The sequence below is a fragment of the Lactobacillus johnsonii genome (genome assembly GCF_014058685.1).
GTDB lineage: Bacteria > Bacillota > Bacilli > Lactobacillales > Lactobacillaceae > Lactobacillus.
The window spans coordinates 1,562,099-1,581,796 of the sequence record NZ_CP059055.1 but is presented as its reverse complement, the minus strand read 5'-3'; the positions used below and the strand labels follow the sequence as shown (position 1 = coordinate 1,581,796).

The window sequence follows — 19,698 nt, the reverse complement described above, 5'->3', positions numbered from 1 at the left end:
AATAAAATACAAGAAAAAAATTATTTATTTTAGTGATGAGGGGACAAAATGTTTTACCCACAAGTTGATCAAGATGATTCATTAATTTTACATACTGATTTGTATGAAATTAATATGATGTATACCTATTTTAAAAAGGGAATAAGTGAAAGAAATTCTGTATTTGAAGTGTTCTTTAGAAAAGAACCTTTTGGCAATGGCTACGCAGTTAATGCTGGTTTAAGTCATGTTATTCAATACCTAAATAATCTTCGTTTTAATGAAAGTGATTTAGAGTATCTCAAGGAAACTTGTGACTACGATGATGACTTTATCGATTATTTACGTAATTTAGAATTGAAGTTAACCATTCGAAGTGCTCGAGAAGGTGAATTAGTTTTTGCCAATGAACCGATTATGCAGGTTGAAGGACCGTTAGCTCAAGCACAATTAGTTGAAACTGCAATTTTAAACATTATTAATTTCCAAACTTTGATTGCTACTAAGGCGGCTAGAATTAAGGTCGCTGTTGGTAATGATGGTTTAATGGAATTTGGCTCACGTCGTGCACAAGAAACCGATGCAGCTATTTGGGGAACACGGGCAGCATACATTGGTGGCTTTGACGCTACTAGTAATGTTAGAGCAGGAAAATTATTCGATATTCCTGTCGCTGGTACTCATGCTCACTCTTTGGTTGAAGCATTTAATAATGAATATGATGCTTTTAAAGCATATGCTGAGACTCATAAGGACTGTGTATTCTTAGTTGATACCTATGACACTTTAAGAAGTGGTGTGCCAACTGCTATTAAAGTTGCTAAAGAAATGGGCGACAAGATTAATTTCCAAGGGGTTCGAATTGACTCAGGCGATATGGCTTATATCTCTAAGAAAGTGCGTAAGCAATTAGATGATGCTGGTTTCCCGGATGCAAAAATTTATGCTTCAAATGATTTAGATGAAAAGACTATTCAAAACCTTAAGATGCAAGGTGCAAAAATTGATGTTTGGGGAATCGGTACTAAATTAATTATAGCCTTTGATCAACCTGCTCTAGGTGGGGTATATAAGTTAGTAGCAATTGAAGATAAAGAAGGCAAGATGCGCGATACTTTGAAAATTTCTTCAAATGCTGAAAAAGTATCTACTCCAGGTAAAAAGCAGGTATGGCGGATTCAAGCAAACTCTGAGAAGAAAAATGAGGGTGATTGGGTATCACGCTATGATGAAGATCCAAGAAAATTTGATGCGCTTTTTATGTTCCATCCGCAATACACTTACATTAATAAGGTCGTTACTGATTATACTGCTCGTCCTTTACTACAAGAAATTTTCCATGAAGGAAAACTTGTTTATAAAGAACCTACTCTTAAAGAAACAAAAGAATTCGCAGCTAATAACTTAGACGGATTATGGGACGAATATAAACGTAGTTTGAATCCACAAGATTATCCAGTGGACTTATCCCAAAAGCTATATGATAACAAGATGAGCTTAATTAATGATATTCGTAGTCGAATTGTGAAAAGAGGATATTAAGATGCGTCCATTACAAGAAAAAATTGTTGCGTATGAACATGTGTTACCAGAAATTGACCCTAAAAAAGAAATTAGAAAGTCTATTGACTTTTTAAAAGATTATTTGAAGGAAAATCCTTTTTTGAAGACTTATGTTTTAGGGATCTCTGGTGGTCAAGATTCAACTTTAACTGGTAAACTCTGCCAAATGGCAATTGAAGAAATGCGTGAAGAAACTGGGAATAAGTCTTACCAGTTTATTGCTGTTCGTCTACCTTATGGCGTTCAAGCAGATGCAAGTGATGCCGCCGATGCAATTGCTTTTCAAAAGCCTGATCAAGATCTAATTGTTAATATTAAAGAACCAGTTGATGCAATGGTAAAAGTAGTTGAAGCAACTGGTCAAAAAATTACTGACTTTAATAAAGGAAATATCAAAGCTCGTCAAAGAATGGTAGTTCAATATGCAATTGCTGGTGCCAATAATGGAGCTGTTGTAGGTACTGATCATGCGGCAGAAAACTTCTCTGGTTTTTACACTAAATATGGTGACGGTGCTGCTGATATTACCCCATTATTTAGACTAGATAAGCGTCAAGGCAAGGCAATGCTTAAGGAACTTGGATGTCCTAAGCACTTATATGAAAAGGCACCAACTGCTGATTTAGAAGAAGATCGTCCAGACTTACCTGATGAAGTAGCATTAGGAGTAACTTACAAAGATGTTGACGATTACTTAGAAGGTAAAGATGTGAGTGAAGAAGCAGCTGAACAGATTGAAAAGTTGTGGAAAAAGAGTGAACATAAGCGTCATTTGCCAGTAACTATTTTTGATGATTTCTATAAGCAAAATTAGTTAAGTATTTTTCTTGGAGGAAATATGACGTTTTTTGTAGTTGGACCAGATGATCGAGGTTTTTTCAAAAAGCAGCGTACTACCTGGGAATTTGAAGATGCATTAAATCAAGCTTCAGATGGGGACAATATTCTGATTAAAAGAGATTATCAGTTTCCACTTGAGGATCAAAATTATGTAATTAACAAGAGTCTAAATATTTCTGGTGAAGATAATACTTTTATTTTAGGCGGCTTTATCATTAAAAATGGCGCCCAGGTAAAATTAAATAATCTGACTCTGAGACACTATCAAGATAAGAATAATTGTCTTCAAGTAACAAATAACAGTCAATTAATTGCGACACATGTTTCGGTCGTTAATGACGCTACGACTGGTCAAAATTATCCAATTATTTATGTAGATGATGGTGCTACTGCTCAATTTGATGATTTGTACGTTAAAAAGGATAAACTTGGTGACGGTGCACATAGAATTTATGTTGAAAAAGGGAATGTAGAGATAAAGAATAGTACTCTTAATTGTAAAATTACTGCTACTGAAGCAAATTTAACTCTTCAGAATACTACGCTTAGCTATGGTGAAAGTAATGTCCTTAGTTTATATTCGAATACTGTTGCTACATTACAGAATGTAACTGTAACGGGTGGAGTAAAAGAAAAAGATTATCCTTGCATTTTTAGTAGTGAATCTATTCTCAATATTACCTCTTCAATTATTAAAGAACCTAATTATTCTGGGGCCCTTTATTTACAAAAAGCTGCTCAGGCAAAAGTAGAAAATTCAATAATTGATTCTTTATATCTCTATAATCAAAGTAAGATAGATGTAGGAAATACAAGTAGAATTGTTGAGTCAATTATTATAGAAGATCATAGTGCTTTAACTGGAGAAACTCTTTTACTTGATGGTAGAGATAATGGGAAAATTAACATTTTTGCTAAAGGTGAAAGTAATATAAAGCTAGACTGGATTGGTCTAGCTTTTGAAAGTTCACCTAATATTAAAATTGAAGATAATGTAACTTTTAATGTCCCTGAAGTTTATGTATTGAAATTTGATTCTACTAATGATGAGTATGATTTGGATGAAAATAATCAATACACAATAGTAAAAGATAATTTACAAAACGATATTGAGTACTTTACTACCCAGAAAAAAGAATCTAACTCTAAGCAGGCAAATAAAGCAGAAAAAGACCAAAAGGATCTACAAAAAGGTCCTCAAAAATCAGGTATGCAGCAGCTTGATGAAATGATCGGTCTAGAAACGGTAAAGCAACAAGTTAAAGAATTTATTGCAGTCACTGTTTTAAATAAAAAACGTGAAGAGAAAGGTTTAAATACTAGTTCTCAAACGTTGCACTCATTGTTTTTAGGAAATCCAGGAACTGGAAAAACAACAGTTGCTCGTATTGTTGGCCATGTTCTATATGAAAAAGGCGTAATAGCTGAAGATAAATTAATTGAGACATCTCGAGCTGATTTAGTAGCAGGATATGTTGGTCAAACAGCTGAAAAAACTAGAAAAGTTCTTGAATCAGCTTTAGGTGGGATCTTGTTTGTTGATGAAGCATATACCTTAGCTAGTGGTGGTCAGAATGATTTCGGTAAAGAAGCAATTGATGAAATATTAAAGTTTATGGAAGATCATCGCTCTAATATTATGATTATCTTTGCTGGTTATACTAACGATATGGAGAAGTTTTTAGAAACAAACCCAGGATTACGTAGTCGTATTCCGAATAAATTTGATTTTGAAGATTATACAGTTGATGAAATGGTTCAAATTGGATTGTTTTCTCTAAAGAAACAACAATATCATGTAAATCCTTCAAGTTATGCAGACTTATTGAAGAATAATTTAAGTAAGGATAACGATAACAGTAATGGGCGTTGGGTCAGAAATTTAAATGATAAGATTATAAAGAAACAAGCAGTACGCGTAGCCCTGACTGATAGTTATTCAGAGGAAGACTTGATAAATATTACTGATGCCGATTTAGATGCTGTTAGACTTTAATTTTATAAATTTTAACTACTATTTTTGATGATTTATGTAAAAAGAACTAAACTTGTATCGGACTAGATAGTTTAATATACTATAGATGCATAAGAGAGTAACGGCAAGTTATTGCGATAAGTTCAACAACCGAGATGGATATCTCTGGACTTATCTTAATTAGTGAGACTTATGACTGATAACTGGTCATAGGTCTTTTTTGTTTATGGGAGGATGTTTTACGGTGAAAGAGAAATACTATGCTCAAGAGATTTCTCAAATTGAGAAAGAGCTGAACACATCGTTAGACAATGGGTTGTCTGATAATGAGGCTAAGAAGAGATTAGCTTCAGATGGGCCCAATTCTTTAGCATCAAAGAAAAAGCGTAGTATGTTTATGCGCTTTATCGATCAATTTAAGGACTTTATGATTATTGTCTTAATTGTGGCTGCCATTTTATCTGGTGTAGTTGCTAATGAATGGACTGATGCTGCAATTATTATGATTGTTGTTTTGCTGAATGCAATTTTAGGAGTAATTCAGGAAGCTAGATCAGAAGCTGCGATTGATGCTTTAAAGGAGATGTCAACACCAAATGCCCATGTAAGACGTGGAGGTGCAATTTTAGAAATTCCAAGTACAGATATTGTGCCTGGTGATATTGTCTTGCTTGAAGCAGGGGACGTTGTTCCAGCTGATATGCGGCTAGCTAAGACTGCAAGTTTAAAAGTTGAAGAGTCAGCTTTGACAGGTGAGTCAGTACCTGTTGAAAAGGATAGTGACGTGTTAAAAGCTGATGATGTAGCACTAGGTGACCGTGTTAACATGGCTTACGCAAATACTAATGTAACTTACGGACGAGCAGAAGGTATTGTTGTTGGCACTGGTATGAATACCGAAGTTGGTAAGATTGCTACAATGCTTAATAATGCAGATGAAACAGCTACTCCATTAAAGGAAAACTTGAATCAGCTTGGTAAGACTTTAACGATTATGATTTTGGCAATTTGTGTGATTGTCTTTATCGTCGGAATGTTTACCAAACAGGGAAGCGAGCCGACTAATAAATTAATTATCGATATGTTTCTAGTGGCTGTTTCTTTAGCTGTAGCTGCAATCCCAGAAGGATTACCAGCTATTGTAACTATTATTTTGGCTTTAGGAACACAAACAATGGCTAAGCATAAGGCAATCGTTAGAAAATTGCCAGCTGTTGAGACCTTAGGAGCTACCGATATTATTTGTTCTGATAAGACTGGTACTTTGACACAGAACCAAATGACTGTTGAAAAAATTTACTATAACGGCGAACTTCATAATGATGAAGCACCAATTAATAGTGATAATCCGGCTATGATGTCGATGATATTAGCTAATGACACAAAGATTGAAGATGGTGGTCGGCTTTTAGGGGACCCAACTGAAACAGCCTTGATTCAATATGCTTTTGATCAAAATATTAAAGTTGAAGATCTTCTTAAGAAAGACAGCCGCGTTCAAGAAGTTCCATTTGATTCAGAAAGAAAATTAATGTCTACGGTTAACCATTATGGCGATAAGTTCTTTGTGGCTGTAAAGGGAGCGCCAGATGAATTATTAAAGCGAGTAACAAAAATTGAAAAAGATGGTCAAGTAACGCCAATTTCAGATAATGAAAAAGAAACAATTCTTGCATCAAATAAAGGGATGGCTGAACAAGCTTTACGTGTATTAGGACTGGCTTACAAGATTGTAGATAAAGCTTATGATGATCCAACGACTAATAATGTTGAGCAAGATCTAATCTTTGCTGGTTTAGTAGGAATGATTGACCCAGAAAGACCAGAAGCAAAATCTGCTGTTGCCGAAGCAAAAAGTGCCGGTATTAGAACAGTAATGATTACTGGTGACCATCAAATTACAGCTGCTGCAATTGCATCTCGTTTAGGCATTTTAGAAGAAAGTCCAGATAAAAATAAGGCTGTAATTACTGGTGCAGAACTTGATAAACTTTCTGACGAGTACTTCAATGAGCATGTTCAAGACTACAGTGTCTATGCTCGTGTTTCACCAGAAAACAAGGTTAGAATTGTTAAAGCCTGGCAAGCAAATAATAAGATTGTTGCTATGACTGGGGATGGTGTTAACGATGCACCTAGTCTAAAAGAAGCTGATATCGGTATTGGTATGGGAATTACTGGTACTGAAGTTTCAAAAGGTGCAGCTGATATGGTTTTGGCAGATGATAACTTTGCGACAATTGTTGAAGCTATTAAACAAGGACGTAAGGTATTTGCTAATATCCAAAAGGCAATTCTTTATCTGATGAGTTGTAACGTTGGTGAAGTTTTAACTGTCTTTATGATGACAATGCTTGGTTGGGATATCTTAATGCCAGTGCAATTGTTGTGGATTAACTTAGTTACTGATACTTTGCCAGCTATCGCTTTAGGTGTTGAACCTGTTGAGCCAGGTATTATGAAGAATAAGCCACGTGGTAGAAAGTCAAACTTCTTCAGTGGAGGCGTTGCAAGCTCGATTATTTATCAAGGTATCTTAGAGGGTATTTTGGTCTTAGGTGCATATCAACTTGGTTTACATGTTGGTCCACATGTTGGAAGTGCAGCTATGCAACACGCAGATGCCTTAACGATGGCCTTCCTTACCTTAGGATTAATCCAATTATTCCATGCCTTTAACTCTAAATTTATTCATAAATCAATCTTTAGAGCACAAACATTTGAGAATAAGTGGTTTAATGGAGCAATTCTTATTTCTGCCTTAGTTATGGCGGCAGTAGAAATTCCATTTTTAACTAAGATTTTTGATGTAACTGAGTTAGATGGGATGCAATGGCTTGTAGTTATTGTTGCTGGATTTTTGATGATAATTATTGTCGAAATTGTTAAATTCTTTGAAAGAAAAGCTGCTAGAAAGTGATGAATATTATTTTCTAGAATTTAAATAGTAAAATATATGTGTAAAAAGACAACTAGCTAAAATGTTAACTAGTTGTCTTTTTTACAAATTAAAATATACGTTCTAATTGTTGGTTGTGTAATTCATAATGGTGATTAAAGAGGTGCATGATTTTGGGTGGAATGTGATGATCAATTTCAACCACAGTTAGTGGAGAATTCAAAAACATTTCATGTATCTGATTGGCTGTAGTGGGATCAAGCGAAGCTGTTCCTTCATCAACGATTAAAAAATCTCTTTCATATAAAAAAGCTCGTGCTAACTCTATTCTTTTCTTTTCACCACCAGATAAGTTCTTCCCATTTTCTTCTATAATTGCATTTAATCCATACCGCTTAACATATGGCAATAATCCGGCCTTTTTGATAGCTTCTGCAATTTTGGAATCACTAAACTTTTTACCTAAAGTTAGGTTGAAAAGCAAAGTATCATTAAATATTTGAGAAGTCTGTTGTACCTCACTAAATGTAAAACTTTTATTAGATAATCCATTGATAAGAATATTTCCGTTAGTAGGTTTTAGTCGACCAGTTAAAAGATTAAGGAGAGTAGACTTTCCCTGACCAGATTTACCGGTAAGTAATAGCTTATCGCCTTTTTTAATTTCTAAATTGACTTTGTCTAAAACTAATTCTTCTGCCTTATATCCAAAACTAATATTGTTAAGTATTAGTGTATCTAGGTTAGAATTAGAAACATCTGTATTAAATTTTTCTGGTTTAAAGGAGTTCAGCTTATCTATCATGGGTTTTGCCGAAGACATTTGATTACGGCAGCTATTAATACTGTAAAAACTGTTAATAATCCAAGTACTGGAATATTGAACTGCCACAAATGAGGCTAGAGTGAGCATCCCTTTGATGACCATAATTATTCCTACTCCAATAGGTAAAAAGCTAAAAGAATAAACGAATATATTAACCCAAAAATTACTTTTGGCAATTGTATTATCACGTAATCTTTTATTTTCAGTAGATTGAGTAATAATTTTTTGTCCTTTTTTAATAAATGTATCTAAGGCATTATAATTTAAAACTGTTCTAATGTTTTTTAGAAAATCAGACATAAATGTTATGTAAGTTCCAGTAGAAGTACTCCAATTATTTGATTGTTGGGCTGTTTTTTTGCTGAAAAACTTAGGAATAATACTTGAAAAAATAGCAAATGAAATAAAAACTAAAGTTAATAGAAAACTATTGCCGATTGCAATTATTAAAGTTCCGATAATTGTTACAATCATAGAAATCAATTGAAAAAGCTGCTTAAAATAATTTTCTTCTATTAAATTAAGATCATTTGATAAAAAAGAAATTTGTTTTGACACATTATTTTCACTAATTTCAATAAAGTTACTTTTCATTAGATATTCACGCACATTTTGATTAAAACAAGCAATATTTCTATTGAGCATCCTTGTATTTAAATATTTGATAACAACCAAAAGAACTTGAGCAGCAGTAATAATTGTTATCATCTTGATAGTATTAGGAATATTTTTTTCGGTAATTAGAGCGAAAATCTCTGAATATGACCAAGTTCCGAAGGGTAACTCTAAGCCACTTAAGCATGCAAGCAAGATACTTAAGGTAAAATATTTTTTGTTGATAAATTTCTTCATTGTTGATCCTCTTTTCATTTAAGATGAGACAAATGATAAAGAATTTATGTAATGAAGAGATTATTTCTGCATAATTGATTAACAAAATGCGTATATGCAGTTTATTGAGGTAAAATATCTATTATTTTACTTAAATTACTTTGCTTTAAAAGTTTAGTAATTATTTCTAATTGATCTTTCTGATTAGTAAAGTAGCAGTGATAGTAATAACCTAAAATTTTTTCAATACCTAGTTCAGGAGATTCTGTTAATTGAGTTAATAAATGAATAGCCTTATCAATTGAACTAATATGTTTATTTTGGGATGCGGAATATAAGTAATTAATACAAAAAGTTGCAACACTTTCTTGAATTTTAAGAGGTTGTTGGGCAAGATTGTTTTGATATTTTTTATAAATTTGATTTAAGAAAAAAGGTAAATCAAGAGGATCAAAAACCTCAATAAAATTAGCTAATATCAGAATTTTACTAGAATCACTATTCCAGTGATTGCCTGAAAAGACCTTTTGCAGAATTTTATCTTTATTGTTAGAAAGTTTACGACGACCTCCTTGCAAGGTATCAAGGATCAATTCAGCTCGTAACTTGAGTAAATCATTATCGGATGTACTAATTTGAGTATAAATTTCTTTGGCTTTATCAACATCTCTATCGTAGTAAGCAGACAGCAATTGATCACTAATTTTTTTATCTTGTTCTTCTATACTATTTTGGTTAAGAGAGGAGAAAAAATCTGAATATCGTATTTTATTTTGGTTTAAAAGTTTAAGAAGATCATTTGCGGAAATTTCATGTAAATTACGTTCTATTTTTGAGTAATGTGCTGGCGAAAGGATATTTTGAGTAAATTCTTTCTGAGTTAGGCCTGCACTGGTACGATATTGTTTTAATGCTTCCCCAATATTCATGTTGCACTCTCCTATATAAAAGTATCTCTAATATGAATTATATGAAACTTCAATGAGAAGTAATAGCTATAAAAGGAAAAAATATTAATAGGTTGAAGAAAGTAAAGTTTTATCAAATAATCAAAAAAAGCTTGAGTTTACTCAGGCTTTTTTTATACCCTTAGTAAAGAATAAAATAAAAAAATCAACACATAATATATGTGTACGTTACTGGGGAATATCTAATGAAGAGTTTATTTTTTCGCTTGTACTTATGGGGGATGAGCTTGCTAGCGAGTTTTCGTCCAATTAAAGAAAAAAATATTGTTGTTCTAAACGGATCGGGTAGATCCGGCTCAAACGGTTATTTATTCTATAAATACATTAAAGCTAATCATCCGGATTATGACGTAACCTTAGTTGAACCGTGGCCATCGTCACATTTGTCTTGGGAAACGTGGAAAAAGATTGGTGCAGCCAAGTATGTGATTACTACGCACCAACCTTTTAAAGCACGCCGCGCACAAATTAATATTCAATTCTGGCACGGTGTTCCGCTAAAGCGGATGGGATTTATGGCACATAATACACGCTATCGTGCTAATAAACGAAATCAAAAGCTTTGGCATAAAAATGCTGATATGGTAACATCAAGCTCAGATTTATACGAAACTTTAATGAGCGCATGTATGGCAATTGAGGGGAAAAAATATCAAAAGCTGGGCTTTCCTCGAATTGATTATATTGATCAACCAGCAATTTCTAAAGAAAAATTATTAGAGGATTTATTTAAAACTAAGGATGAGCAAGCTAAAATCGGAATTTATATGCCAACTTTCCGCTACGAGCTTGAGGATCCAAGTGTTATGGAAATGATAAAACAAGGTAATTTCTTTGCTTTTTTAGGCTTTGACCCTTATGAGTTAAATGATGCCTTAAAGGATAATCACCAATACTTGATTGTGAAACTTCATCCCTATGAAATGCGAATGTTTGATAACTTTAATAGTCAGTTTTCAAATGTTGCTTTTTTAAATAATGATTATCTTTTTGAAAATAACCTTGATTTATATGAATTGCTTGGAGATACTGATTTCTTAATAACTGACTTTTCATCAATTTATTTTGATTACTTGTATTTGGATAAACCAATTATTTTTATTACTAATTATCTAAAGCAATATGAAAAAGTACGCGGTTTATTATTAAGCCCCTACGAAGATGTTACACCGGGACCCTGTGTTAACTCACAAAAAGAACTTCTGCAAGTTTTGAGACATCCTGATGATAAGCAATACAAAAATCAGCGTTTTTATTGGCGTGAATTAATTGATGAAGTTGAAGATATTGATTCTTGCGAGCCTATCTTTGATTACATGACGAAGAATTTTTAGAGGAAAAAGTAGTGAAGCGAACTTTTCTTAATATTTTATATAATGCGGTCTATCAAATTTTTCTAGTTTTAGTACCGCTGATCACCGTTCCATACTTATCAAGAGTGTTAGGGCCTAAGACTTATGGTATTTATGGCAGTGTAAATAATACTGTGCAATTTTTGATGGTATTTTGTACTTTATCAGTCTCTTATATTGGTATTAGGACAGTATCTCGGACTAGAGCTTATGGTACCCCTCAAGAATTAACTGAAGCTTTTTGGGGATTGTGGTATTTTCAAGCAATTGCAGGTTTAGTGACTATTTTAATCACTTTATTAATTACGAATATTTTTCATGTTCAATATTGGAACTATTTAATCTTAATGGTTCCATATTTGATCTCAGCTCAAGTTGATATTTCTTGGTTTTTTCAAGGATTGGCTGATTTTGGTAGAGTTGTATTAAAAAATACGATTGTTAAATTAGCCAGTGTAGTTTTGATTTTTCTCTTAATTAAATCGCCTGCAGATCTTTGGAAATACTTCCTGATTATGTCAGTTTCAACCATGCTAGGATCTTTTGTATTTTGGCTTGATATTCATCGTTATGTAGGAAGACCAGTAGGGCATTTCTATAAATATAAGACCACCATTATTTCGATTATCACCTTAATGATTCCTCAGATTGCCACACAGATTTACACATCTCTTGATAAGCCAATTTTAGGATTCTTCAGCAATTCAACTCAGGTGGCTTTTTATGATAATTCACAGCGAATTTCAAATATGGTATTGGGGGTAATTACAAGTATTTCTTTGGTGATTATGCCGAAGATGGCTAGTGAAGAAAAAGAAACTCAAAAAGTAGTTTTAAAGAAGTCTCTTGAAGCAACTACAATGCTTGGAACTTTATTTGCAGTAATTATCATGGCAAATACTGAGCAGTTCGTACCTTTCTTCTTTGGTAAACAATTTATTCCAATGACACCGCTAATGTTCTTTTTTGCACTAACGATTATTATGATTCCGATGGGTGGGGTCTTTGCTAATCAATTTGCACTTGCTAATCGAAGAGATAAAGAATATGCGATTCCAGTTGTAATTGGGGCCATAATTGAATTAGTTTTAGCAGCTATACTAGATCGACCATATGGAGCCAGCGGTGCTACAGTAGCAATTTTAATTACAGAATTTGTAGTGTTAATTTTACGACTTTGGATTGTTAGAGATGACTATAATTTTAAAGATGCCTTCTGTGATGTACCGAAATATTTCTTAATTGGAATAATTACCTTAATTGCTGGTATGTTAATGCCAAATTTAATTACCTCGAGTTTTTTAAATATGGCAGTTAAGTCAATTTTGATGCTAGTAATTTATGCGGCAATTATGTTTATGATGAAGTTAGATTTTAATCAAGATATGATTGAATTTGTTACTCGCTTTTCTAGAAAGATTAAAAGACAAAAATGATTCCTAAAAAAATCCATTATATTTGGGTAGGAAATAACCCTAAATCATCTTTAATTGAAGAATGCATTGCCACCTGGAAAAATAAATTGCCAGATTATGAAATTATTGAATGGAATGAAAATAATTTTAACGTACATGAAAATAAGTATATTGAACAAGCCTATGAGGCCAAAAAGTGGGCATTTGTTTCTGACTATATTAGAGCCCGTGTGATTTATGAGCAAGGTGGCATTTACTTAGATACAGACGTTAGAGTCCTTAAGAAATTAGATCCACTTTTAAATAATCGTGCATTTATTGGTTTTGAAAACAATGATTACTTGTCAGCAGCTATTTTTGGCGCTGAAATGGATCATCCTTTTATGAAGGATATTCTTAATTATTACAATAATCGAGATTTTACTTTTGATAAGAATGATCAAATGGCAGGTGTGAATAGTATTTCAGTAACTGATATTTTAAAAGAAAATTATGGTCTAAAAATAGGCAATAAGGAACAAATATTAAAAGATGGAGTTCATGTTTATTCGGATGGACTTTTGTGTAATCCAAGTAAGAATTCATATTCCATTCACTTGTTTACTGGAACGTGGATAGATGGAAAGCAGTCTTTGAAGCAAAGAATTGTGACTGATTTAAAGAGAAAGATATCTTCTCCTAAACAAGCTGGAATATATCAAAAATTAATACGAAAATAATGAATCAAGCAGAGTTACAAAAATTAGTAGAAGAAATTTCTTTACGGTATTTTCATGCTCCCTTTAAACATGAAGTTAAAATTAATAATCGAATGACAACGACGGGCGGAAGATACTTTTTAAAGGATCATCATATTGATATTAACGGTCATTTTTTAGATAAAAAATATTATGCAGATTTAGTTGGAATAATTAAGCATGAGTTAACGCATTATCACTTACATTTAGCGGGTCGCGGTTATCAGCATCGTAATCGTGATTTTAAGAATTTGCTTGCTGCTGTTGGAGGTAGTCGTTATACGCCTGATATTGGTTTACGACGTCGACAAAATCGAAATTATATTTATGAATGTAAAAATTGTCATTTTCAGTATCCTCGCGTTCGTAAAGTAAATACAAAAAAATATAGATGTGGCAAATGCGGCGGAAGATTAACATTAATCAGAAAAAATAAATAAAAAATTTGAATTTTCATTTGCTAAAAGAAAAATTATCTGGTATATTATTTAAGTACCGCGGGCGTGGCGGAATGGTAGACGCGCAAGACTAAGGATCTTGTGATCGCTTTTAGATCGTGGAAGTTCGAGTCTTCTCGCCCGCACCACTAAGAAAAGGAAGTCGCAAATTGCGGCTTCCTTTTTTGTTAAAGTTATAAATTAATAAAGTAGGAAAGACTATGATTAGTAAGAAGACTTTTAGAATTGCCATCAGTGCTATTTTTGTTGCAATTATTTTAGTTCAGACCTTTGTCCCTTATATTGGCTACATCCGGATTTTGCCAGGATTACCCTCTATTACAACTATTCCTTTAACAGTTGCATTGGCCGGATGTTTAATGGGACCAGGTTTTGGAGCATCAATTGGTTTATTTTGGGGCTTATTGAGTATGTTTGTTGCATATACGCAACCAGGTGACATTGTCAGCATGCTTTTATTCCGAAACATTCTTATTGCTTTAGTTCCTCGGACAGCTGCGGGTTTTATCGCAGGAATGATTGGACAAGCGGCAAAGGATGATTCAAAATTTCAAAAGACTGTTGTTTATACAATCACGGGATTATGTACTTCTTTGACTAATACGCTACTTGTGGTTGGTATTACTAGTCTTTGGTACATGAAGGATCCCTCTGTTTTACTTCATTCATTAGGTCAAACTCAAAATTCAGCTCCTTTAATTGCTATTTTAATTAGCGTTTTAGGCATTAATGGTATTGTAGAAGCAATCTTTACTGCTGTTCTTACGCCGGCAATTGCGATGCCTTTGAAGCAAGTGATGAAAAGGAAGATGAGTTAAAATGTCGCGTAGACGCCGTCAAAAAAATATTCAGTATATAATTGCAAGAGCATTTGCGATTTGTTTTACTTTGGTAATAATTTTATCAGGCTTTTTGTACTGGCGTCAGCACACTGTGAATAATGAGCGATTACGTCAGGCACAATTAGAAAAAGAACGATCTCTTCAAAGCAAAGAAAAGTTTATTAAAGTAGTAGCTCCAATTGCCCAAAGGACTGACAAGCCTTATGGACTCTTTCCAAGTGTTACAATCGCGCAAGCCTGTCTAGAAAGCAATTTTGGTCAGAGTGAGCTTTCTAGAAAATACAATAATTTATTTGGCGTTAAGGGAATGGATCCGAATACAAGTCGCGAGTTAACGACCTCTGAGTTTGTTAATGATCATTGGGAAACTGTTACGGGGCGTTTTCGAGTTTACGATACTTATGAAGAATCAATCGAGGCACATACAAGCCTATTTGTGAATGGAACTACTTGGAATAGAAACCAATATCAGCATGTTTTAGCTGCCAAAGATTATGCCACTCAAGCACAAGCATTAGAAACAGATGGATATGCGACAGATCCAGGTTATGCAAAAAAATTAATTGATATAATTAAAGAATTCAATTTAACACAATATGATTAAATTAAAAACGACAATAGTTAAGTAAATGCTATTGTCGTTTTTTGTTATAATAGACAAGTCTATTTTAGCGTTTGAGTTAACAGAAAAGGAAGAAGCAATGAGCGAAGAAACAATTCTTGCAGGATTAAATCCTCAGCAGAAAAAAGCTGTGCAGTGTACTGAAGGTCCACTTTTAGTAGTTGCTGGAGCTGGTAGTGGAAAAACATCAGTTTTAACACGTCGAATTGCCTATTTAATTGAAGAAAAGGGCGTTGCTCCATGGAATGTTTTAGCCATTACTTTTACTAATAAGGCTGCAACTGAAATGAAAGAACGTGTCCAAAAGTTATTAGGGCCAGCAGCTGACAGTGTCTGGATGTCAACTTTTCATGCTTTATGTGTCCGTATTTTACGTCGTGATGCAGAAAAAATTGGCTACTCTAATAATTTTTCAATTGCCGATTCTGCAGAGCAATTGACATTAATTAAACGAATTGAAAAGGATCTTAATATTAATCCTAAAATGTATGATCCAAAAGCAATTTTAGGTGCTATTTCGAATGGAAAAAATGACTTACTTACTCCAAAAGACTTTAAGGATCAAGCAGCTAGTCCGTTTGAAAAAGTAACAGCGCAAGTATATAGCGAATATCAACATCGCTTAAAGCGTGATCAAATTATGGATTTTGATGATTTAATTATGCAAACTCTAGTCTTATTTAAGAAGGACCAAGAAACTTTGCATTATTATCAAAATAAATTCCGCTATATTTTAGTGGATGAGTACCAGGATACAAATGAAGCACAGTATCAACTTTGTGTTGCGCTAGCTGCTCAATATAAAAATATTTGTGTTGTTGGGGATGCAGATCAGTCTATCTATGGTTGGCGCGGAGCTAACATGGAAAATATTCTTAATTTTGAACATGACTATCAGGATGATGAAGTTACTACTATTAAATTGGAGCAAAATTACCGCTCTACTGGCCATATTCTTGATGCAGCTAACTCAGTAATTAAAAATAATCTGAAACGTAAACCTAAGAAACTTTGGACTGATAAAGGTGCTGGCGATAAAATCGATTATTACCGTGCTCAAAGTGGAAATGATGAAGCACTGTTTATCATTTCAAAGATTAAAGAAGAAATAAAAGAACATCAAAGAGACTACAAGGATTTTGCTGTTCTTTATCGGACCAATGCTCAATCACGTAATGTCGAAGAAGCGCTAGTTAAAGCTAATATTCCGTATCGGATTGTTGGAGGACATAAGTTCTACGATCGAAAAGAAATTAAAGATATTTTGGCTTATTTAAAAGTTGTCGCAAATCCTGCGGATTCAATGAGTTTTAATCGAATTATTAATGTACCAAAACGTGGTTTGGGTCCAACTACGATGGCTAAGTTTAACGGTTTTGCTAATGATAATGACTTTACAGTAGAAGAGACTTTTAAGAATTTGAGCTTAGCACCAATTACGGGTCGCCCAGCTAGAACCTTAGCTACTTTTGGAACGGCCTTAAAAGATGCAATCGAATATAGTAAGACGCATGGTGTAACAGGGTTAACGGAAAAAATATTAGCGGATTTCGGCTATAAAGAAGCTTTAGAAAATGAACACACAATTGAAGCAGATACTAGATTAGAAAACTTAAATGAATTTCTGACTGTTACTAAGCGTTTTGATGATAATTATGAGCCCGAAGATGAAGATTCAACAGCTTTAGGTGATTTTCTTTCAGAGATCTCATTATTAAGTGATCAAGATGATTTAGAAAATCAAGATAACCAAGTTGCATTGATGACTCTTCATGCTGCTAAGGGACTAGAGTTTCCAGTGGTCTTCTTGGTTGGAATGGAAGAGGGACTCTTCCCACTTTCAAGAGCAGCAGAAGATCCAAGTGAACTTGAAGAAGAACGTCGACTAGCCTATGTAGGAATTACACGAGCTGAAAAAAAACTCTACATAACCAATGCTTTTTCTAGAATGATGTATGGCCGTCCGCAACGTAATCAACCATCACGATTTATTGATGAGATTGAAGATAAGGATTTAGAATTTGTTAACCCAATGCCATCTAATTCTGTCATGTCTGTTCCTTTTGCTATTAATAGAAAGGAACAAGCTAATTCTCATGTTTACCCTCCAAAGATTACAATTGAGGAGGCTAAGAAAGCAACTGGTGCAGTTGGAGCTGAGAAAAAGTCCTGGAATGTCGGTAACCAAGTTTCCCATAAGGCATGGGGAAAAGGTGTTGTAGTTAAAGTTAACGGTACTGGCGAAGATATGGAATTAGATATTGCCTTTGCTAGCCAAGGAGTGAAACGCCTTTTAGCTGCCTTTGCACCAATTAAAAAGATATAATGAAATAGAACAGTTTGATTTAGAGAGGGGCTAATATAATGGCAGTTTTAACTCATAGTGAGGCTTCTCAGAAAGTCGATGAATTAAGAAAAAAGCTCGATAAATGGGCAGATGATTATTATGCAAAAGATGCTCCGGTAGTTGAAGATGCAGTATATGATAAGACCTATCAGGAATTAGTAGAATTAGAGCAGAAATTTCCTGACTTAGTAACTGCTGATTCAATTACCCAACGAGTTGGTGGAGAGATTAAAAGCGATCTTTCTAAAGTTGAACACCCCGTTCCGATGCTTTCAATGGGGGATGTTTTCTCAAAAGATGAGCTTAAAGAATTTGACGAAAGAATTACGAAATTAGTTGGTCACCCAGTAGCTTATAATGTGGAATTAAAAATTGATGGATTATCTTTATCCTTAGAATATACTGATGGAAAATTAACACGTGCTTCTACAAGAGGAAATGGCCGTGTTGGTGAAGATGTAACAGCTAATGCCAAATTTATTAAAGATATTCCTCAAACATTACCTGAACCTTTAACAACTGAGGTTCGTGGTGAATGCTACATGGAGAAAGAAGCATTTGCAACCTTAAATGCAGAACGTGATGAAAAAGGAGAGCAGGTTTTTGCTAATCCTCGAAATGCTGCTGCTGGTTCTTTAAGACAATTAGATGCTCGAATTACTAAAAAAAGAAATTTAAGTACTTTTATTTATACTTGGGTTAATCCACCAAGAAACATTACAAGTCAACATCAAGCGATTGATGAAATGAATCGATTAGGATTTCATACTAATCAGTCTGGACGACGTTTTGAATCAATGGACGAAGTATTTAAGTTTATTGATGAATATACCGCTAAACGTAATGATTTAAGTTATGGAATTGATGGTATTGTTTTAAAAGTTGACGACTTAAGTTTACAAAATGAACTGGGTAATACTGTAAAAGTACCTCGCTGGGAAATTGCCTATAAGTTTCCACCAGAAGAGCAAGAGACTGTAGTTAGAAATATTGAATGGACAGTTGGCCGAACTGGAGTAGTAACACCTACTGCAGTAATGGATCCAGTTAAACTTGCTGGAACTATTGTCTCTCGTGCGTCTTTACATAATCCAGACTACCTAAGAGAAAAGGGCGTAAGAATTGGCGATACAGTTAAATTGCATAAAGCTGGAGATATTATTCCAGAAATTTCTAGTGTTGTTTTAAGCAAAAGACCTAAAGATAGTAAGCCGTATGAGATTCCAAATGTTTGTCCTTCATGTGGAGAAACTTTAGTTCACTTGCAAGATGAAGTAGCACTTCGTTGTATTAATCCGATGTGTCCAGCTCAAATTGAAGAAGGAATTATTCATTTTGCTTCACGTGGAGCGATGAATATTATGGGACTTGGTCCTAGAATTGTTAAACAGTTAATTGATAAGGGATTTATTAATGATGTAGCTGACTTATATCATTTAACTCCGGACCAACTAGGACAACTCGATCACTTTAAGGAAAAATCAATTACTAATTTATTGTCTTCTATTGAAAATAGTAAGCAAAACTCTGCTGAATTATTACTGTACGGCTTAGGAATTGATCATGTTGGTGCTAAGGCGGCTAGATTAATTTTGGAAAAATATAAAAATTTGGAAAAGGTTAGTCAATTAACAGTGCCAGAATTAACAAGTATCGATACAATAGGAGAGACGATTGCGGAGTCATTAACAGCATATTTTAATCAACCAAGCGCACAGAAACTACTACAAGAATTGCGTGACAGTGGATTAAATATGGAATATTTAGGAACAGTTGAAGAAGAAGCACCAGATAATTTCTTTAAGGAAAAGACAGTAGTTCTAACTGGAAAATTATCTGCCTTTACTCGAAGTGAATTTACTAAGAAGCTTCAGGATCTTGGTGCAAAAGTCACTGGGTCAGTTTCTAAGAAGACAGATTATTTGATCTACGGAGCAGATGCGGGCTCTAAAAAAGATAAGGCTGAAAAACTTCAAGTTCCAATGTTAACTGAACAAGAAGCAATTGCAAAAATTGAAAAATAAAGAATAAGAAGGAAAAATAA

General features: G+C 33.8%; 14 protein-coding genes and 1 tRNA gene. 13 read left to right on the top strand and 2 right to left on the bottom strand.

What is annotated here, in order from left to right; genetic code table 11:
- The first annotated feature begins 48 nt into the window (after positions 1-48).
- From H0I41_RS07505 to H0I41_RS07490, 4 genes are all read left to right on the top strand, one after another.
- Positions 49-1,521 carry a nicotinate phosphoribosyltransferase gene (locus H0I41_RS07505; protein WP_182094528.1) on the top strand — a complete coding sequence of 491 codons (1,473 nt, stop codon included), beginning with the start codon at positions 49-51 and terminating at the stop codon, positions 1,519-1,521.
- 1 nt (position 1,522) lies between these two features.
- Positions 1,523-2,356, top strand: coding sequence for an NAD(+) synthase (gene nadE, locus H0I41_RS07500; RefSeq protein ID WP_011162408.1), 834 nt, complete (start codon positions 1,523-1,525; stop codon positions 2,354-2,356).
- 24 nt (positions 2,357-2,380) lie between these two features.
- Positions 2,381-4,378 carry an AAA family ATPase gene (locus H0I41_RS07495; protein ID WP_011162407.1) on the top strand — a complete coding sequence of 666 codons (1,998 nt, stop codon included), beginning with the start codon at positions 2,381-2,383 and terminating at the stop codon, positions 4,376-4,378.
- Positions 4,379-4,601: 223 nt separating this feature from the next.
- Positions 4,602-7,277, top strand: coding sequence for a calcium-translocating P-type ATPase, PMCA-type (locus H0I41_RS07490; protein ID WP_135014328.1), 2,676 nt, complete (start codon positions 4,602-4,604; stop codon positions 7,275-7,277).
- A gap of 88 nt (positions 7,278-7,365) precedes the next feature.
- On the opposite strand, the gene H0I41_RS07485 is transcribed toward H0I41_RS07490, so the two are convergent.
- Entirely contained in the window at positions 7,366-8,934 is a 1,569-nt protein-coding gene (locus tag H0I41_RS07485) for an ATP-binding cassette domain-containing protein (RefSeq protein WP_011162405.1), read from the bottom strand.
- Between the two features lie 101 nt (positions 8,935-9,035).
- Positions 9,036-9,842 (bottom strand): helix-turn-helix domain-containing protein, encoded by an 807-nt coding sequence (locus H0I41_RS07480; protein ID WP_011162404.1) that lies wholly within the window; start codon positions 9,840-9,842, stop codon positions 9,036-9,038.
- A gap of 224 nt (positions 9,843-10,066) precedes the next feature.
- On the opposite strand from H0I41_RS07480, the gene H0I41_RS07475 reads away from it, so the two are divergent.
- From H0I41_RS07475 to ligA, 9 genes are all read left to right on the top strand, one after another.
- Positions 10,067-11,215, top strand: a complete 1,149-nt coding sequence (locus H0I41_RS07475) for a CDP-glycerol--glycerophosphate glycerophosphotransferase (protein WP_011162403.1) — start codon at positions 10,067-10,069, stop codon at positions 11,213-11,215.
- An 11-nt stretch (positions 11,216-11,226) separates the two neighbouring features.
- Positions 11,227-12,669, top strand: coding sequence for an oligosaccharide flippase family protein (locus tag H0I41_RS07470; protein ID WP_182094526.1), 1,443 nt, complete (start codon positions 11,227-11,229; stop codon positions 12,667-12,669).
- Positions 12,666-13,367 carry a glycosyltransferase family 32 protein gene (locus H0I41_RS07465; RefSeq protein WP_135014329.1) on the top strand — a complete coding sequence of 234 codons (702 nt, stop codon included), beginning with the start codon at positions 12,666-12,668 and terminating at the stop codon, positions 13,365-13,367. Before H0I41_RS07470 ends, H0I41_RS07465 begins: the two co-directional genes overlap by 4 nt.
- Positions 13,367-13,825 carry a SprT family protein gene (locus H0I41_RS07460; RefSeq protein ID WP_135014330.1) on the top strand — a complete coding sequence of 153 codons (459 nt, stop codon included), beginning with the start codon at positions 13,367-13,369 and terminating at the stop codon, positions 13,823-13,825. The genes H0I41_RS07465 and H0I41_RS07460 overlap by 1 nt, the downstream gene beginning before the upstream one ends.
- A 57-nt stretch (positions 13,826-13,882) precedes the next feature.
- Positions 13,883-13,971, top strand: a tRNA-Leu gene (locus H0I41_RS07455).
- Positions 13,972-14,043: 72 nt separating this feature from the next.
- A complete protein-coding gene (locus H0I41_RS07450) occupies positions 14,044-14,661 on the top strand; it encodes an ECF transporter S component (protein ID WP_011162399.1) in 618 nt (205 codons plus the stop codon).
- Between the two features lies 1 nt (position 14,662).
- The gene (locus H0I41_RS07445; RefSeq protein ID WP_135014331.1) at positions 14,663-15,289 is read left to right on the top strand and encodes a glycoside hydrolase family 73 protein; all 627 of its coding nucleotides are present in this window, start codon (positions 14,663-14,665) and stop codon (positions 15,287-15,289) included.
- Between the two features lie 97 nt (positions 15,290-15,386).
- Positions 15,387-17,633, top strand: a complete 2,247-nt coding sequence (gene pcrA, locus H0I41_RS07440) for a DNA helicase PcrA (RefSeq protein ID WP_135014332.1) — start codon at positions 15,387-15,389, stop codon at positions 17,631-17,633.
- A 38-nt stretch (positions 17,634-17,671) separates the two neighbouring features.
- Complete coding sequence (gene ligA, locus H0I41_RS07435; protein WP_053107726.1) at positions 17,672-19,678, top strand: NAD-dependent DNA ligase LigA; 2,007 nt, start codon at positions 17,672-17,674, stop codon at positions 19,676-19,678.
- Positions 19,679-19,698 lie beyond the last annotated feature (20 nt).